9 protein-coding genes and 2 pseudogenes are annotated in these 15,748 nt (G+C 53.2%); 1 reads left to right on the top strand and 10 read right to left on the bottom strand.

Annotated features, from left to right (window positions below):
* Positions 1-994 precede the first annotated feature (994 nt).
* The 4 genes and pseudogenes from QMX91_RS14160 to QMX91_RS14145 form a co-directional block, all read right to left on the bottom strand.
* On the bottom strand, positions 995-2,242 hold the full coding sequence (locus tag QMX91_RS14160) for a GIY-YIG nuclease family protein (RefSeq protein ID WP_282412922.1): 1,248 nt from the start codon (positions 2,240-2,242) through the stop codon (positions 995-997).
* Positions 2,243-2,256: 14 nt separating this feature from the next.
* The gene (locus QMX91_RS14155; RefSeq protein ID WP_282412921.1) at positions 2,257-4,335 is read right to left on the bottom strand and encodes an ATP-dependent helicase; all 2,079 of its coding nucleotides are present in this window, start codon (positions 4,333-4,335) and stop codon (positions 2,257-2,259) included.
* A 22-nt stretch (positions 4,336-4,357) separates the two neighbouring features.
* Positions 4,358-7,111, bottom strand: coding sequence for a DNA methyltransferase (locus QMX91_RS14150; RefSeq protein WP_282412920.1), 2,754 nt, complete (start codon positions 7,109-7,111; stop codon positions 4,358-4,360).
* Positions 7,112-7,294: 183 nt separating this feature from the next.
* Positions 7,295-7,696: pseudogene (locus QMX91_RS14145) on the bottom strand (hypothetical protein); the annotation flags it as partial.
* Here QMX91_RS14145 and QMX91_RS14140 point away from each other — a divergent pair.
* A pseudogene (locus tag QMX91_RS14140) lies at positions 7,694-8,326 on the top strand (IS5 family transposase); the annotation flags it as partial. The pseudogenes QMX91_RS14145 and QMX91_RS14140 sit on opposite strands and share 3 nt — an antisense overlap.
* 689 nt (positions 8,327-9,015) lie before the next feature.
* Here QMX91_RS14140 and mcrC read toward each other — a convergent pair.
* From mcrC to QMX91_RS14110, 6 genes are all read right to left on the bottom strand, one after another.
* A complete protein-coding gene (gene mcrC, locus QMX91_RS14135) occupies positions 9,016-10,137 on the bottom strand; it encodes a 5-methylcytosine-specific restriction endonuclease system specificity protein McrC (RefSeq protein ID WP_282412919.1) in 1,122 nt (373 codons plus the stop codon).
* Entirely contained in the window at positions 10,137-12,356 is a 2,220-nt protein-coding gene (locus QMX91_RS14130) for an AAA family ATPase (protein WP_282412918.1), read from the bottom strand. Before QMX91_RS14130 ends, mcrC begins: the two co-directional genes overlap by 1 nt.
* 52 nt (positions 12,357-12,408) lie before the next feature.
* Positions 12,409-12,732 (bottom strand): hypothetical protein, encoded by a 324-nt coding sequence (locus QMX91_RS14125; RefSeq protein WP_220381905.1) that lies wholly within the window; start codon positions 12,730-12,732, stop codon positions 12,409-12,411.
* 193 nt (positions 12,733-12,925) lie between these two features.
* Positions 12,926-13,594, bottom strand: a complete 669-nt coding sequence (locus tag QMX91_RS14120; RefSeq protein WP_282412917.1) for an inovirus Gp2 family protein — start codon at positions 13,592-13,594, stop codon at positions 12,926-12,928.
* Between the two features lie 463 nt (positions 13,595-14,057).
* The gene (locus tag QMX91_RS14115) at positions 14,058-14,243 is read right to left on the bottom strand and encodes an AlpA family transcriptional regulator (RefSeq protein ID WP_220381907.1); all 186 of its coding nucleotides are present in this window, start codon (positions 14,241-14,243) and stop codon (positions 14,058-14,060) included.
* A 65-nt stretch (positions 14,244-14,308) separates the two neighbouring features.
* A complete protein-coding gene (locus QMX91_RS14110; protein ID WP_282412916.1) occupies positions 14,309-15,667 on the bottom strand; it encodes a hypothetical protein in 1,359 nt (452 codons plus the stop codon).
* Positions 15,668-15,748 lie beyond the last annotated feature (81 nt).

Here is a 15,748-nt window from a genome sequence, read left to right as displayed (position 1 = left end):
CTCTTCAGTTCAAACATCTTTGGGTTTTTAAGAAACCCTAAACTTGGCTCAGCAATCGTTGGTTACATCTTTGATTTCTCGCGGAGTAACTTGTGATGCTGATAATCTTGTTGACTATCAGTCTGACTCCACAAGCACCCACACGAATTGCTTGATTCAGTTGTTAAAGAGCGGTTGGTTAAGATCTTTCGTCTCAACCGAGGCGCGCACTATACAGCACACGACCTCAAATAACACCCTTAAAAGCTGCTGATTTTACTTATAAAATCAATCGCTTAAGCCAAAATCAACATCAAGCTGCTGGTTAGCGGGAGGCAAATACTACAGCATTAAAATACGTGGTCAACCCCCATCTTAAAATTCTTTTCCTTGCCAAGGCGCCTAGGTTGCCCAGACCACATCGCCACTGAATCACTCCATATTTAGTGGACGCTGACAAACCACTTTTGGCCGTTTTCTGCCTCATGCGATGGGCAGCTTCACGCCCTGAGGAAGTCAGTCAACCCTTATCAAGGTTCATGAGCAACGGTGAACCGCGCTTCCTCAAGGTATTTCAGTAGGTAGTTTCGTCGCAGGGTGTTCTGGCCTGCCAGCAGCGGTACAGAATCCGAATCCAATTAAACGCGAGCGCACGCACGGCAGACTGGTAACAACTCCCTTTGGCGCCTTGATGCCGTGAGTGACGGCAACACTGGAGATGGTCGCACCAGGTTGCAGGCACTCATGGGCAAATTGTGCTTTCAACGGTTTGGGGTAAGAGCTTCGTTGGAGTATGGAAATCCTGACGTTAAGGGCTATCGCACCCACTTAAAATACGCGGACACCATCGCCCTTAATGCTGGAGTTCGGAAGGTGTGTTGGCTGGACGGTTACGATTCTCAATCCTCCCGCCTTAGTGCATCGAGGCCCCATCACCAATCTGATCGGTACGGCGTCACCTTATTGCCGATGACGCCTGCTATGTCCTGATTGGCTTTCGCTAGCGATTTTCCCTTCAAGACAGCTGACGATTTTTTTTGACCATTTGCCCTGTCGTATTGTCCATCCGGTACTGTGTGATGGACCCATCAATGATTCGGTTAATCACATCCCTTGCCACCTCTAACGTGACATCGAACCACTCACGAGGGCGATAGTACTTCCCGTCCTTTCCAACCAAATCCACGTTGAGTCGTTGAACTGCCAGGAAGCCGTGAACGAGTGACTCGAACCGCTGCGGATTCATATTGTAACACTCGAACTCTGTCACCTTTTGTACTGGACCCTCCAGGAACGCAATATCGCGCTCTGCATTACGAATTCGCTGATCCACTGTAAGTTCGGTGTAACCGATTTTGTACAAATGTGAAAACTGCGTCAGAGCTGGATTGTTGCTCATAGACTTGACGATATAGATCACCCCAGTACGTCGGTCACGGTGGGTCAGGCGGATATCCTGGAAGGCCTCAGCCAACGCACCGTCCCGATCACGCAGAATGCGACGGCCTGTTTCCTCCATGTAGAGGGCCCGACCAAGAGAGCGGCGCAGCATGTTGGACTCTGTACCGTTCTCGAAGATCAGCCGCAATCGCGCATCTTTGTGCTCACCGCGCCCGTGCTCATCGCCAACTTCATCCACAAAACAAATGACACCATTGAGGATGAAGGCGTCGCCTACCGTAATTTGCCAATTCTCTGCAAAGCGCACGGATTCTGCCTTACCGCTTTTGAGGTCGGCATGCAGGTTTATGAAGATCGTCTCAAACTGCCAAAAGTCAGCGCACTTCGTTCGCTGTGCTACTTCATCCGGCATATCCCTTTCAGACGGCACATGCGTGATGTTGAGGATACTCAAATCGCCTAAATCGAGCATCCCTAAGTCATCACCATCCAATATATCGTCGATGTTCATCACATCCTCGGGATGAAGAGGCGGTGCAGACGTCTCAATCTGGGCCAGCCCAGATCCGACCAATACGTTGTGCCGATCTAGCACAGCTAGAGTGGCGTGATCGCTACCTTCCAAGATTGCCTTCAAGCGCTTTGACATTTGCCGCTCAGACAAGCTTTCACCGTGCTCGGACGGCAGGCGAACGTATTGGTCAATGAACTGGTTGATCTCTTCAAATCGTGAAGCTATCAGGTCATTCTTACCGGGTGCAGCGGAGCGCGGCTTCACGTTGAGCAAGCCAAACTCATCTGATAAGCCAAAAATTTCATCCAGCGAATTTAACTCACGACGCTTTTTACCCTGCAGGATCATTTCATTGCCCTCAATCACACCGACTGATGTTGCTGAAGTTTCTCGCGCTTACGCTTCTTGATGTACTCCAATCCTTCGGCATAACGCACCTCAATCGGATCAGTTGAGATTAGGGAAGGCTCTCTTCCTTTCTCTTGACGGAATGCCACGATGCGCGGCCAGAGAATCACCGCCTCCTCCTCAGTCATATTGATACGGCCTGCTGCGACCACACCTTGAATTGTCTTGAGCATCGCGGGGGTAACAGACTTCGACAGGATTTCGTAAGCACCGTGGAACGGGTTGACCTGATCAATCAAGTCGATAGTAAGGTTTTCGATATTGACGAACTTGTTGCCCATTTTCACAAACTGCCGACTACCCTCCGGTGCATTGGAGGACTGAGGGATCGTAGCGGGCCGAGTACCGTACTCACAACTAGGTTCTTCTAGCGGATAGCATGCGCCACCGGATGAATTGCCGCACTCAATGATCACTGCATCCGGCGGAAGGTCTGCTTCGTCAAACAGTCCACCAGACGCGCCAATTAACACTTTGGTCAGGACTCCCTCGCGTACCTGTTCGACCTCCTCCGGGCTCAGGTCGGGGTATTTCGTCTCAATAATTTTTGGTAGCTCTGTCTCATTGATGACTTCAGGTTGAACCCCCCCACCAACCAGCGACTTACCCACCTCGGGTTTCTGGATCAGCGTGGCAATAATATCGTCGCTATCGCCATTCAATATCCTGATAACTTTATCGGAGACAGGAGCAGTTACGTCATTGATGATGATTGTGCCTGGCTCAACCGTCTCGCCCACTTTCAACTGCGAGCGTGGTTTGAAGTTTACGGTTGGGGCCAGCACCTGCTCCATAAGTAGCGATAAAGTGATCGCCTTGAGCATGTTGTTCACCGACACCCTCACGTCCTCATCCTCAGCGTCCGGCTGAGCGATCAGATTTGTGAACTGAGCGTGAGATTTATCCTCAGAATCGCGTGTGGCGCGGCCGATGATTTGCACAATTTCTGTCATCGAGCTTCGATAGCCGATTGTCAGAACATGCTCGCACCAGGGCCAGTCGAAACCTTCCTTCGCCATGCCAAGAGCGATCACAGCATCTAGGTCATCCGCCTTCGTGATGTTGCGCAGGTATTCGACAACCAATGTGCGTGTCGGGCCGTCATCGACTAGGTTAGCCACTTTCATCAGCGAACCGTCGGGGCGCTTAATGGTGAAAATCCCGGTGTTCATATCTTGCTGAAGCACTGCACCCATCACGTCGAGTATGTGGTCTACCGCCTCATGCTTGCCCACTGCGGCCTCACCGCTGTTGACGTTCGGGATATGGATGATGGTCTTCTTGCGACTATCCAGCACATCCTTCAGTGCATCGATATAGCGCCCCTGGTAGAAGTGATAGCCAATTCCCAGCGACTTCAGGTATCGATAACCGTTAAGTTGCTCGTAATAGGTGTACGTCACCTTGTCGAACTGCGCCTCATCTTCCGGCGGTAGGATCGGCACCGTGTCGCCCCGGAAGTAAGACCCAGTCATCGCAACGATGTGCGCGTTGGACTGCCTCATCAGGGAATCAATCAGCGCACCCAGGCGGTTATCGCCATCGACGGAGACGTGGTGGAACTCATCAATCGCCACCAGAGTGTCGTTGAAATCAGCTGGGATCAGCTTCTCGAACGCGAAGCGCAGGGTCGCATGGGTGCATACAAGGATCTGCTCATTAGATGCCTGCATAAAGCGGCGGAACGACTCAACTTTCGAACCTTCCCCACCCGGCAAGCACAGGTTATTCGACGGCAACACCGACCAATCAGAAAAGAAGCCGTGTTTGGTCAGCGCAGTGTCGCGGAACGATGCACCGATGGACATTTCCGGTACAGCGACTATGACCTTGCGCAACCCCTGGTTCACCAGTTTATCGAGACCCAGAAACATCAGGGCGCGGGACTTGCCGCTCGCCGGCGGGGCCTTTAACAGCAGGTACTGACTGTTGCGCGAAGCAAAGGCCCGAGCCTGCATCTCGCGCATCCCCATCTCATTCAGGTTCGCGCTCTTGCCCGTTTGGGCATACTCCACCTTCAGCAAATCAACCATGCTCTTGAGTCCTTTCCAGTTACTAGGCGGCAGTCTTAGATGCGCGAGGCTTACGGGTTTTCTTGGTCACAGCTTGAGCAACCTGCAGCTGACGCTCTTGCTCAATCAGCATCTCATAGCGGCCAAACAGGTACTCCAAGCGCTCGGATGCATCGTGGAACGAGCGGGTTCGGTACAGGCGATCAACAGCTGCATCCAGCACTTTGTGTGCTTCCTTCAGTGGTTCTGGCATTGTTTCCGGATCATAGAGATCGGCCAGTGATTTGCCTGGATAGTCCTCTCGAATCATCAGCATTTCCTCGGCCAGCGCCTCGATCTGCTTGCGCTGTTGCTCAGTCACATCCGGCCAAGGGAAAGAGTTGTAGACAACTCCAGAAGAGTAACCATATCGGCTTTCGAGCCGGCCGCAGACGGTTCGCATCCAGTCCATGTGCATGAGAGAGGACAGAATCCCTAACTCATAAGTGGTGCCCCCTGGAATGATGTAGTTTTTATTGTTCGCGATCACATCACAACTAATAAGGCCCATTGGAACGTATTTGCGGCGCTCTGAAGTGAATGCGGGGACAAGGATGTAGCTCCCTGTTTTCGGCTGGCTTATCTGCATAAACAAGTGCGGTGTCTTGGCGTAAAGCAGAGCAGCTGCATGGCCTGCTTTGATCCTGAGCTCTGCAATGGCTTGAGTTCGACGATAGACTTCCGGCATCGCTTTGATGTCGTCTGCAGTTGCATCAACGAGCCAGAGGCAAAAGCGCTCCTTCCCATTAATGAATTCGTCAGCCCCTAGAATCTTCCTGATCCAGCGCTCAGCAGCCGGCTCCTTGGCAATCAAATCATCACGCTCAGCGCGGGTGAACATCAGATTCCCGCCATCGGTAGGCTTGTTGCCGAAGTACATCGGGGCAGCAGGCAAGATCGGCACCTTACGCTTATGGACAACGAGATTCGATCCTTCGATCAAGTAAGGGCTGATGTTACTAACCACACGTGAGTGCCAATCCTCCCCGACTCGGTTGAAAATCACCTTCTTTTCCGGCTTGAGCGACAATCCAATTATTGCGACATGCACGCCTGCGTTTTCCTTCGCGTTGTTGCTCCAAGGAAACGACTGGTAGGCTATGTGGATCCTCAAGCCAAGGTCGAAAATACTCGGCCATAGGGTGGCGACCTGTTCACCTTGGCAGATCGAATTTGTTGACACCAATGCCAACTCAGCCCTGCTGTTCTCGATATACTGAGCACCTTTCCAGAACCAGCAAGCAACGAAGTCCAAGTAGCCAAGCGACTTGAAACCACTGAACACCTGCTTCATGTCGGCCGACTGTTCTTCAGAGCGGCCCGTGGTTCCAAGAAAAGGTGGGTTACCAATCAGATAGACTTCATCCTCAGGCGTTTTAGGACACACAGCACCCCAGTCCAAACGCAGACTATTCCCAAGCGCAATGTTGCCGCTCGCCTTCAGCGGCAGCATTGGCTCGGCATGACCAAAAGCAAACGTAAACTCCTGATGCATCTGATGCTCTGCCAGCCACAGCGATAACAGCGCAATTTCGTGCGCAAAATCATCGATCTCGATTCCATAGAATTGAGAGAGCTTGATGCCGGTCATGAAAATTACGCGCTGCTGGCTGGACTCGTTTAGTGCGCGGAACACTTCCATCTCGAAACGGCGAAGTTCCTTGTAGGCAATAATCAGGAAGTTACCTGAGCCACAGGCCGGGTCGAAAATCTTGATGCAGGCTAGCCGCTCCAGTAGATCTTTAAGTTTGTTCTCGCTGCTACGAGAGCGCTCCAGCTCAGCGTACAGCTTGTCAAGAAATAGCGGCTTGATCACCTTCATGATGCTACCCACGGAGGTGTAGTGCTGGCCCATGGTGCTGCGCTGCTCTTCATCGATCACCGCCTGGAACATCGAGCCGAAGATGTCCGGATTGATTTGTGACCAATCCAGAGTTCCACACTCCAGCAGCAGACGGCGCGACTTAGCACCGAAAGCGGGGATTAATACCTGCTGCGCAAATAATCCGCCGTTCACATACGGGAAAGCTTTCAGATGTGCCGGCATCGACTGGCGTAGGGCGCCATCGTCAGGAGAGTTCATCACAGAGAACAGTTTGCCGAGGAATTCCGCCACGTCCTCCCCATTCTCGTGGGTGGTGGACTTGATTGCATCGGTGAACTGATGCTTTTTAAAAATCCCGGTATCTTCAGCAAAGAAGCAAAACAGCAAACGAGTGAGGAACACGTTGAGTGCATGCACCTCCTCGACAGCCGTTATCTGATTGCGCTCACGGATCAGGTCGAACAGCCGCCCCATCTTCTCTGCAGCTTTTACGTCCGCCACGCTTTCACTATGGGTGTAGCTTTTCTCCAGGCCTGCTAGCGGCAAGAAAAAGCTGTACTGCTGATGCAATTCGGTGAATGGCGTTTCCAGCCGCTCATCCGCCTTCAGGTCATAGGCGACCAGTTCTTTGAAGTCGGTCACAATGACGAAGCGGATCTTCTGTCTCTTGATGATATCGTCGGCCTTGAAACCTTCTGCGGCTTCATGGACGCTCTCACCGGCCTGAGCAAGGTGGAAATAAAGTTGGCCTTTCAGCGCGACATCATCAGTGATCTTAGCCACGTTACGGGCACCGCCGTTCCTTAGCTGAGTGATCGTGCTCTTGGCGAAACCGTAGGCATTCAGGAGCCCATAGATGAACTCTGCCCTCACATCCTCACGCTGAGTCAAGGCTTGCAGCGCGTCATAGAGTTCTGTTTGATTGATTGACATGAATACTTCCCTGGTAACGAACTGGCCAGATGTCTCGACTTCCAGCTGACGCAATATGTGCTATGCACGGAAGGAGGTCAGCGATACTGCCAACTGCCTCCCTGCGATGTACTACTACAGTAGCTGAACCTTACCCGCTCGAACGAATCCAAACCAGCTCAGCACATTTAACCTGTAAACTTTTCAAGCAGGTGCCCGCCGAACGCCGCCAGTGCGAAAGGCCCTCGCCCCGGCAGGCTTCATGCGTAGATGCTGACTGTCTTTGGCCAGATAGCGCATGGCCTTGACGACCTTTTGCCGAGCCAGGATGTCCCGACGCTGGATCACCCCGATACCGAGCTCATCACCGTAGCTCGCCTTGTCATCATTGCAGCTGAAGCAGTAACCCTGACCACGGGTAATCTGCTCCCACAGATCACCGATCGATCTCGCCTTAGCAAAGTCGCTGCGCACCTCTGCTCCGTTGAAAAAGAAAGCCGCATGGATGTGGAATCCCTTGTCCTCACCTTGCTCGACTGAACAGATATAGCCCGTCTCGTGCTTGAAGATCGGATTACGCTCCCGCGCTCGGACCAGCGTATCCATCAGCTAACGCGGGTGCGGTTTGAAACGATTAACCAGCATCTGGCCAGCCGGGGTCTGCTGCTCAGGGAAGGCGCTATCGTCGACGCGACCCTGATCGCCGCGCCGCCCTCGGTCAAGAACCGAGAAGGCAAGCGTGATCCTGAGATGCATCAGTCCAAAAAAGGCAATCAATGGCACTTCGGGATGAAGGCCCACATTGGTGTCGACGCTACGTCGAGACTGGTGCACAGCGTGGTAGGGACGGCCGCCAACGTGGCGGATGTCACCCAGGTTGAGCAGTTGCTGCACGGTGCCGAAACCTATGTTTCGGGTGACGCTGGATACACCGGCGTGGCCAAGCAAGCGGAGCATGCTGAGCGGGACGTTATCTGGTCGATCGCAGCACGGCCAAGCAGTTACAAGCATCACGGTGAAGGCAACGTGCTGCATCGGGTCAAGCGCAAGATCGAATACGCCATGGCGCAACTGCGTGCCAAGGTCGAGCACCCCTTTCAGGTCATCAAGGTGCGCTTTAATCATTGCAAGGTTCGCTACCGCGGGCTGAAAAAGAATACGACGCAGTTATTCAGCCTGTTTGGGTTGGCCAATCTGATGCTGGCCAAGCGGCATTTGCAACAGCCGGCGGGATGACTCCGCCTGATAGGCGGAGCTGGCCCGAAAATCAGCAGAATGAGGGCAGAAATCGGCCCCAGAAACGCAAAATAAGGCTGCTCGGTTGAAAAAAACCGGCTTGGAAATGAGGACAGTGCGAACGGGTTAATTGTTCAGCGTCTCCCTAACATTTACTGCTCCCACGGTCCCCGCACTGCAGGGACTTCAAGATTTATTCGTGTTAGGGGAGCTGCCTATTTCTCGGTGCGCTCGAGATGCCATCCTTGGGAAACAGATGCCTGCCAGGAGTTTGATGGATGTCACAATATCCAGCACTCGGAGCAAGGTAACGGCAAAGCGCCTTGACGCCGCACCAATCCCCGTCTCGTCGACGATTGGTCAGTCAATCCCCTACACTTATAAAAAAACTTGGTCTCTGGTTGATTCTCACTTCCAACCCCCTGATCTTGCAGCTCCGTCAGAGGCGGAAAGTTGAGCACGAAAGTACGTCTCTCAATTCGACCTCCTCGACCGTTTTCTCGATGCCCGATAAAAGCTCAATTCGGGCGACAACCAAACGAAAAAAACCGATCAAAAAAGCCGGTCTTGGCAGGGGGAAAATCAGGAGAAATTGTAAAAAAGTGGGAAAACAGGGGCGCGACTCTTTATTTTTCATTTAAATCCGAACACCTCCCATGCCGCGTCACTCACCCAATCAGCTCGGCTGACTAAATACTCCCGTCGCAAACGCTCAACAGCTGGTTTCGAATTTCTTCAACCGAAGCAGCCAAATCAACTGTGGCAAACCGAATGGCATGCCCTTGAATCACAACCGTCTCGTCGACCGACTGGCCGATCGCGGGATGCAACAGTAATCCGCTGGCGCAATCGGCAAGAGCATCGCCACGCCCAATCTGAGATCGCAAATAGGCGTAGATTTGATACACATAGCCGCTACGCAGGGTTTCCTCACGGTACCAGCCATTCGTCACGATTGACGTGAACTTAGTGTCGATGACGATTCGCCGCCCAGTTGATGGGTGGTCGAGAACAACATCCGTTCGCATGGAGGGCAGGACCTTGTCGATTCCTGCGGTCTTTTGCTCAATTTTCCAACTCAGTGCGCCACCGCACTTTACCCGCCACCCCTGGGGACTTAGCACCACCTCGTAGAACCCGCCTACAGCCCGCTCGAACAATCGGCGCACCCAGGTCACCTCTCGATCTGGCAAAGAGAGCACATTCGCCCCAGACACTTCAGTCGGTATCGCCAGGTCAAATGCCAGCTTCGCGGCTGACACCATGAATCGATCGTCTGCATCGTTACGTCCAAAACGATCGGTGCTCATTTGAGCTCGCGTGGGTGGCTCGCCAGATACCCCCATCGACTTCATGCAACTCGCAAGTGATCGGCATCTATGTGCAAGCTCTCTTCTCCGCACAATTCTGGAAATTGATTCCAGAGCTGCTCGGACAAAGCGATTGCGGGGCGTGTCGATAGTCAGCTCGTCGAATCGACATGCTACCAAGCCACGATCCAGCAACTGATGACGCTCGGTAGTCAGAACATCGATGCGGCCCCGAACACGATTGATCACTGCATCACGAGAACGGTAGCCAAGACTTAGCCTGCGCCGTTGCCTTACCTCAACAGCATGAGCAAGAATCTCCGCAACTAGATCCGGCAGATCGTCAGGACTGTCTTCCAAGCCGACCTTGCCAATGCCACAAGTGCGAAACAGGTCCGAGGCATAGAGCATCAGCAGCCAAAGGTTGCGCACCGGAATGCGTCCGATGAAGCCCTCGGCGCTCGCGAGCACGCCATCCACCTGCTCTGCGACGATGCTCATCACCACCCCTGTGTCAGTCGTGCAATCGCCTTTTGTGATTCGTCGGGCGCGTCGAACCAATATTCATCCAGCAGCGGGCCGATCTCCGTCTCTACAACCTGCTGGAACCACTTTTTCGTGTCTCCCGACTCCAGTCGATGCGCAGGTGTCACATAGCTGTGGCCAATCCGGAACTGCTTACCGAGACGGGCATCCGCCGCGATCTGATCGTTCAGCTTGGAAAATCGTTGCTCGATATCCTCCACCAGGATTGGATCAACAGCACACTCTTTGACCACCCAGTCCCGCCACACGAGCCCTAGCCTCGGCTCCAATCCAACGAAAGCGAAGCGGCGACGCAGCGCCAGATCGACCAGCGCCAATGATCGGTCAGCGATGTTCATAGTGCCGATAACATAGAGGTTTTCGGGAATGTGGACCGGACGCCGCTTGCCATCTGCATCTGGATAGCAGAGTTCCAATGCTTCGCTTGGCGTGCGTTTCCCAGCCTCCAGGAGCGTCAACAGCTCTCCGAATATCTGCGCGGGATTACCACGATTGATTTCCTCAATCACCACAACAAACTTCGAAGAGGGGTCTTTGCTGGCCGCCTTAATCGCTTCCATGAAGACACCGTCCGCCAGCGACAATTTACCTTCACCAGTTGGGCGCCAGCCTCGTACAAAGTCCTCGTAGGACAAGTTGGGATGGAATTGAACCGCCCGAACCTTACTATCGTCCTTCTGCCCCATTAGCGCGAAGGCCAGCCGCTTAGCCAGCCAAGTCTTTCCTGTGCCCGGGGGCCCCTGCAGGATCAGGTTTTTCTTGGCGCGCAGCCGATCTAGCAGAAGGTCTATCTCGGCCCTAGCAAGAAAGCACCCATCATTGAGAATGTCTTCAACCGAGTACGGGATAATTGGCGCAGTCACCTGAAAGGCTTCACGAGCAGTACTTACGGTTACTTGGTCTTCAGCGACACCGTCTTCAGCATCGCCAGAGGATACAAGCTCGTCGTCCGGGTCGTTGTACATCCAGGACGCCAACGACAGGTCCGGAAAGCTGTGGACGGGATAATCGTCTTCGCTGAAGCGCGCACGCAGATCGTCAACCAGCTTCAGATAGCTCCCTGCATGGCAGGGGCCTTGCTGACCACTGATGGCGACATTTAGACCGAGCCGCTTGTTGATGTAGTGACGCGACTGGCTATCGAGGGTCAGAAACTCCCACGGATGTGTCCAGTAAAGGCCTGTCGAGAGATTCCATGCCACGCCCCATACTTGGGTGGCGTCGTCATAGGCTTGAATAAAAGCATCTCGGGTGCCTGGTTGATCGCTATCCGGCAACTGACTGGCCGCCACGAACACCTTCCACAAGGCATCGATGTCACCCTGCCCACGTTTGTCTGCATACGCGAAGAACCAAGAGCGCTGATTGTTCAGCACCGGAATACCTTCAAACGAGGCAGGCACAGGGACAGTGACGCCCAGCAACTTGGCCAACTCGCCAGCGATCGTTTTGCGGTTAGCATCCGTCATCGAGCGGTTGAAGGTCCCCATTGTGGTGAATGGGCAGATATCCCGAAGCGGACCAGTGGAACCATCCTGGAACTTGTCGTGCAAATAGCTCAAACCAGAGACACGAGAGGCGATCTCGTGGATGCCCTCGATGAGAAAAGTTCTGTCTTTCGCGTAGGTAAGCAGTTTCTCGGCCACAGCCTCATAAAACGTCGTCCACTGGAAATTTAGCTTCTCAGGTGACATCGTCCCGTAACGCTCCCGCCAGAAAGGTTCGTTGCGAAAGCGCTCCACGTCCTGCGCCTTGCCTTCGAAGGCGAAAGCGATTAAGGCATCGTTCATCCAGTCACCGGATAGTACACGCCAGACTGTTCCCCGGTGAGTGTAGAAGTACCACTCTCGTGGAGGTTCCACCTCGACCCATTCTACTTTTACCCGCTGACCGTCATTCAAATTCTCGGTGACTGTGCCAATAGCCTTGATGGCCATGACGGAGACGGTTTGACCGCGACTGTCGAAGGGTAACCCATGTTTCCGCGTGTAGGCCGCTTTGATAGCGATTCGGTCCCCCGGTCGCATCGAGCGCACCACATCGAGATGTTTGTCCTCATAGCCATTTTCCCAGATCCCCTCAGACAGAAAGCGCGGCATCTGGTCATCAGCGCCGTAGGTGGCACCGACGAACCACGTTGCATTCGAAGCTCTGTCGCTCTTCTGATCACTCATCCCTGTCTTCCTTAGTAATACTGCAGGATCTAGTTGTAAGCATGCAGGTAGCTCAATACGCAGCGTCTTCGTAATCGGCTTGAATGATCTCAACCGCTAAGGCTTGAATGATCTCGATACCATCAGGGCACTCCACCAGCTCGACCGCGTCGACGCTTGGAGTTGTGAAACCGTAATCTGCCGTGACACGCCATACGACAGGGCCTGCCTGGGTAGTCCCGGCGAAAAACGTCGCATAGGTTTCACCATCCCCCTTGAATCTGGGAGCCTCCACTAGCCCAGATGGGGACTGAACAATCGAATCTGCCGGGATAGTTAACTTCTCGCCTGCCAGTACGTAAACCACATCCTGAATCACTTCAATCACTGATGCCATGGTGCCCTCCTAGTAAAAGGGCACCACTGTAGTGGCAATCAGCCGGCCAGGAAACAGGACATTCTCTCAGAGGGGGGGAATAGCCATCGACTGATCGATAGCACTCAAGCAGTTACCCGTCGAACGCGACCATTGCGAAAGGTTCGCGCCCCTGCCGGTTTGCTGTCCACACGAAGAAAGAACAGTCCAGTTATTAACTCTTACTCCATCCAAAGCCATGGTGGTTGCTCCCAAACGACTTGGTAGCTGCCTTGCACAGGTAACTGGCACGATGAAATAGCGCCGGCAACTGATCGACATCACCAGGGCAGGTATACCGGTCTATTCGATACTCCGCGTTATTAGGGATCTCTACTAAGCCTTTGATTTGATCTACCGATAGCTTCAGGGCACTGGCCCAGGCTTCCCCCATGCGGCTGATCATGTTGGGGACTAGAGATCGTAGTCGTCCTACAGTGTAGAAGGCATCTCGGTTAAGCAAGATCAGCAGGTGGTAGTGTGGTCGCCCACCCCATCCCACCTCCCGGGCCCAGACGTAGCGGACCTTGCAGTCATGGGCGTACAAGTTCCGCTCACGGGCCTTGTCACGGTTATGTTCGATCTTCGCGTTGAAGGAAGCGACGAACCTACTGATGACTTTGTTCGTGTATGCATGATCAGGTAGATCGATTCCGACTAGCAGACGGAGATCCACTCTGAAGGCCAGTAGCCTGGAGTACTGCTCAAGTGCCAGATCTACGGTGCACTTCAAGCGGGACAGGTATTGCCAGACGAAGGGGCCTTTCTCGACCATCACTGGCAGGCCTTCAAAGGTGTCGTCGTGGTGCAGGCGGAGGTTGGTGTTATCGGGATGACGAAGCATGGTTACTACTCACTAGGATTAGGTTCATAACCAATGCCCAGTGTGTATTTTTTTAATCACAGCCTTGTAGGACACTACCTACGTGAAATCCGGCTGCTGGCTCCTAAAGCCAGTAGCCGCCATGCCGACTGGTACCAACCCTGCGGGTAGTGAGAGCTACTAAAAGCATAATACCCACACCGAGAAAGTCCTCTCCAGAAAACTGAGGGATCTGAGACCCGACTGCTCCCGCCACGCTTATATATTTGTTCCGCTATCACTCCGGTAAAAAACCATGCCCTGATCCGGTTTGAAGCCCAGTAGGCCGAGGCAATGGAAGCAACACTGCCTGGTATATGTAGAGCGTTTCCAGGCAATCCCGGCAAGCGCTGGCAAGGTCCAGCCGGCATAACTGCCATGACCGGCTGCAAACCGGTCATGGCAGTTATGCCTAGCTACTAGATGCCCTTACCTCGGACGCACCCTAGGTCAGGTCGCGCTCCTCGATCCTTGCCAGGATCCAATCATGCACCTCGCTTTCAACCCAGCCGACGCAACGGTCACCCAGTGATACCGGCTTCGGAAAGCTGCCCTCCCCGATGTACTTGTAGATGGTTGACCGTGCCAGACCGGTCGAGTCGATGACTTCTTTCAGGCGGATGATCCTCATGAACGGGCTCCTGTAATACGTTCAGAGGATTCGCAAAGCCTGTAAAAAATTACTTAATTACCCTGTCATTGCCTGTCATTGCCTGGCCGGCCTGGCTTGGTCAGCAAGCAATAGGCATACAACTGTTCAAGAGGGATTTCCTGCTCTCGAGATAATCTGCGAACAGACACCGGAGTAACGCTTGAGTCAATGATCAGATTCCCACTCCAACCCTGCTCTGCCTTGGGCCGCACTAGCAAAGCTCTGTACAAATAGCCTTGCCTAATAGGCTGATGGATGATAATAAAATCGAGCTCACTGAAAGGCACATTCGTAGCTTTGGATAGCAGCTCCTTGAAGTATAGAGCCATGCCATATGCCAAACCGAAGAGTTGACCGCTGAAGTCGGCACGAATAGCACTGATATCAGTATCCTCAGCACCTTGCGGGCCATCTGGCAGCTTGAAATCTTTTAGGATCTGCTCGCGAAGTATTGGGTCATCAAATCTCGTCCTCAGGTGGTCCCCAACTAGATCCAACCAATGTCTGGATAAAAGCTGTGAAGCGTAATCCTCCATGAGAGCCTGAAATGCGCGATAAAATAACAACCCTTGCCCAGCAAAGACCTCCAGTACCGGACTACCCAGCGAACGTTTAGCGCACTCGTCATCCTTTTTGATACTGTTTGCTACGCTACGAATCCTTTGCAACACCTCTAGCCTACCGGGCCACGTGCTACCGCCCACAACTCTCAGAATAGACGTCGTTTGGCCACTTCCCTCCAACTGCGCATGGTTCAAATTGAGGTAGTAAACACTGTTCCTCCTCCCCGCCAGGACCGAACTGCTCAAACCCGGCAAGTAGCTGCGTATCAGAGCTTGATCCATCAGCGTCTTGAGCCGGTTCCTTAGCCTCTCCTTACTCAGACCTGTAGCCTTGCAGATCTGCAATGTCCCGAGATTGCGTACGACACCACACCGATCAGCACTGCACAGCAACACGGCCATTAATAGTCGATTCACCCTGTTCAGGCCACCGGGCTTTTTTCTTGCTCTAAGATGAGCCAGCGATATCCCCTCCTCCTCGTACTGACCTGCATCAGTCCCACCATGCACCATTAGCCGTTCAATGGCCGATATGTGCATTGCGCCGACCGGCACTGGCAAACGATTTAGCTCCGCAAGAAAGGTCTTGGCGACTCCATACCACCTTGCTTGACGCCCTCCGTTATTGGGTACCAATGAGCAGACCAGAATTTCAGCATCCACCAAGGCATTCAGAGCCGCCGAAGCCTGGCGGTCCGTAACGCCAACTTGCTTGGCAAATTCTTTAACACCTAGGCAGACAGGATCAGTAACACCGAAGCACTGAATGAAGCGCACCAGGAAGTACTTGGCCTCTGGCTTAAGGCCCTTGATCTCACAAAGCAAAGCACGTAACGGCACCTAAGGGCTCCGGTTAGCGGTTAAGAAAGATCAATATATCGCAATATTTACAGACTGTAATAAATATCAATTCGTTACGCA

Origin of the sequence: Pseudomonas sp. PS01299, from assembly GCF_029960145.1 — a bacterium.
In the GTDB taxonomy this organism is placed as follows: domain Bacteria; phylum Pseudomonadota; class Gammaproteobacteria; order Pseudomonadales; family Pseudomonadaceae; genus Aquipseudomonas; species Aquipseudomonas putida_A.
The sequence above is the reverse complement of the archived record's forward strand: the minus strand, read 5'-3'. Positions and strand labels throughout refer to the sequence as shown.

Bases quoted from the DNA above. Each gene is read 5' to 3' on its own strand.
- QMX91_RS14160 (WP_282412922.1), bottom strand. From the start codon at position 2,242: ATGATCCTGCAGGGTAAAAAGCGTCGTGAGTTAAATTCGCTGGATGAA.
- QMX91_RS14155 (WP_282412921.1), bottom strand. From the start codon at position 4,335: ATGGTTGATTTGCTGAAGGTGGAGTATGCCCAAACGGGCAAGAGCGCG.
- QMX91_RS14150 (WP_282412920.1), bottom strand. From the start codon at position 7,111: ATGTCAATCAATCAAACAGAACTCTATGACGCGCTGCAAGCCTTGACT.
- mcrC (WP_282412919.1), bottom strand. From the start codon at position 10,137: ATGAGCATCGTCGCAGAGCAGGTGGATGGCGTGCTCGCGAGCGCCGAG.
- QMX91_RS14130 (WP_282412918.1), bottom strand. From the start codon at position 12,356: ATGAGTGATCAGAAGAGCGACAGAGCTTCGAATGCAACGTGGTTCGTC.
- QMX91_RS14125 (WP_220381905.1), bottom strand. From the start codon at position 12,732: ATGGCATCAGTGATTGAAGTGATTCAGGATGTGGTTTACGTACTGGCA.
- QMX91_RS14120 (WP_282412917.1), bottom strand. From the start codon at position 13,594: ATGCTTCGTCATCCCGATAACACCAACCTCCGCCTGCACCACGACGAC.
- QMX91_RS14115 (WP_220381907.1), bottom strand. From the start codon at position 14,243: ATGAGGATCATCCGCCTGAAAGAAGTCATCGACTCGACCGGTCTGGCA.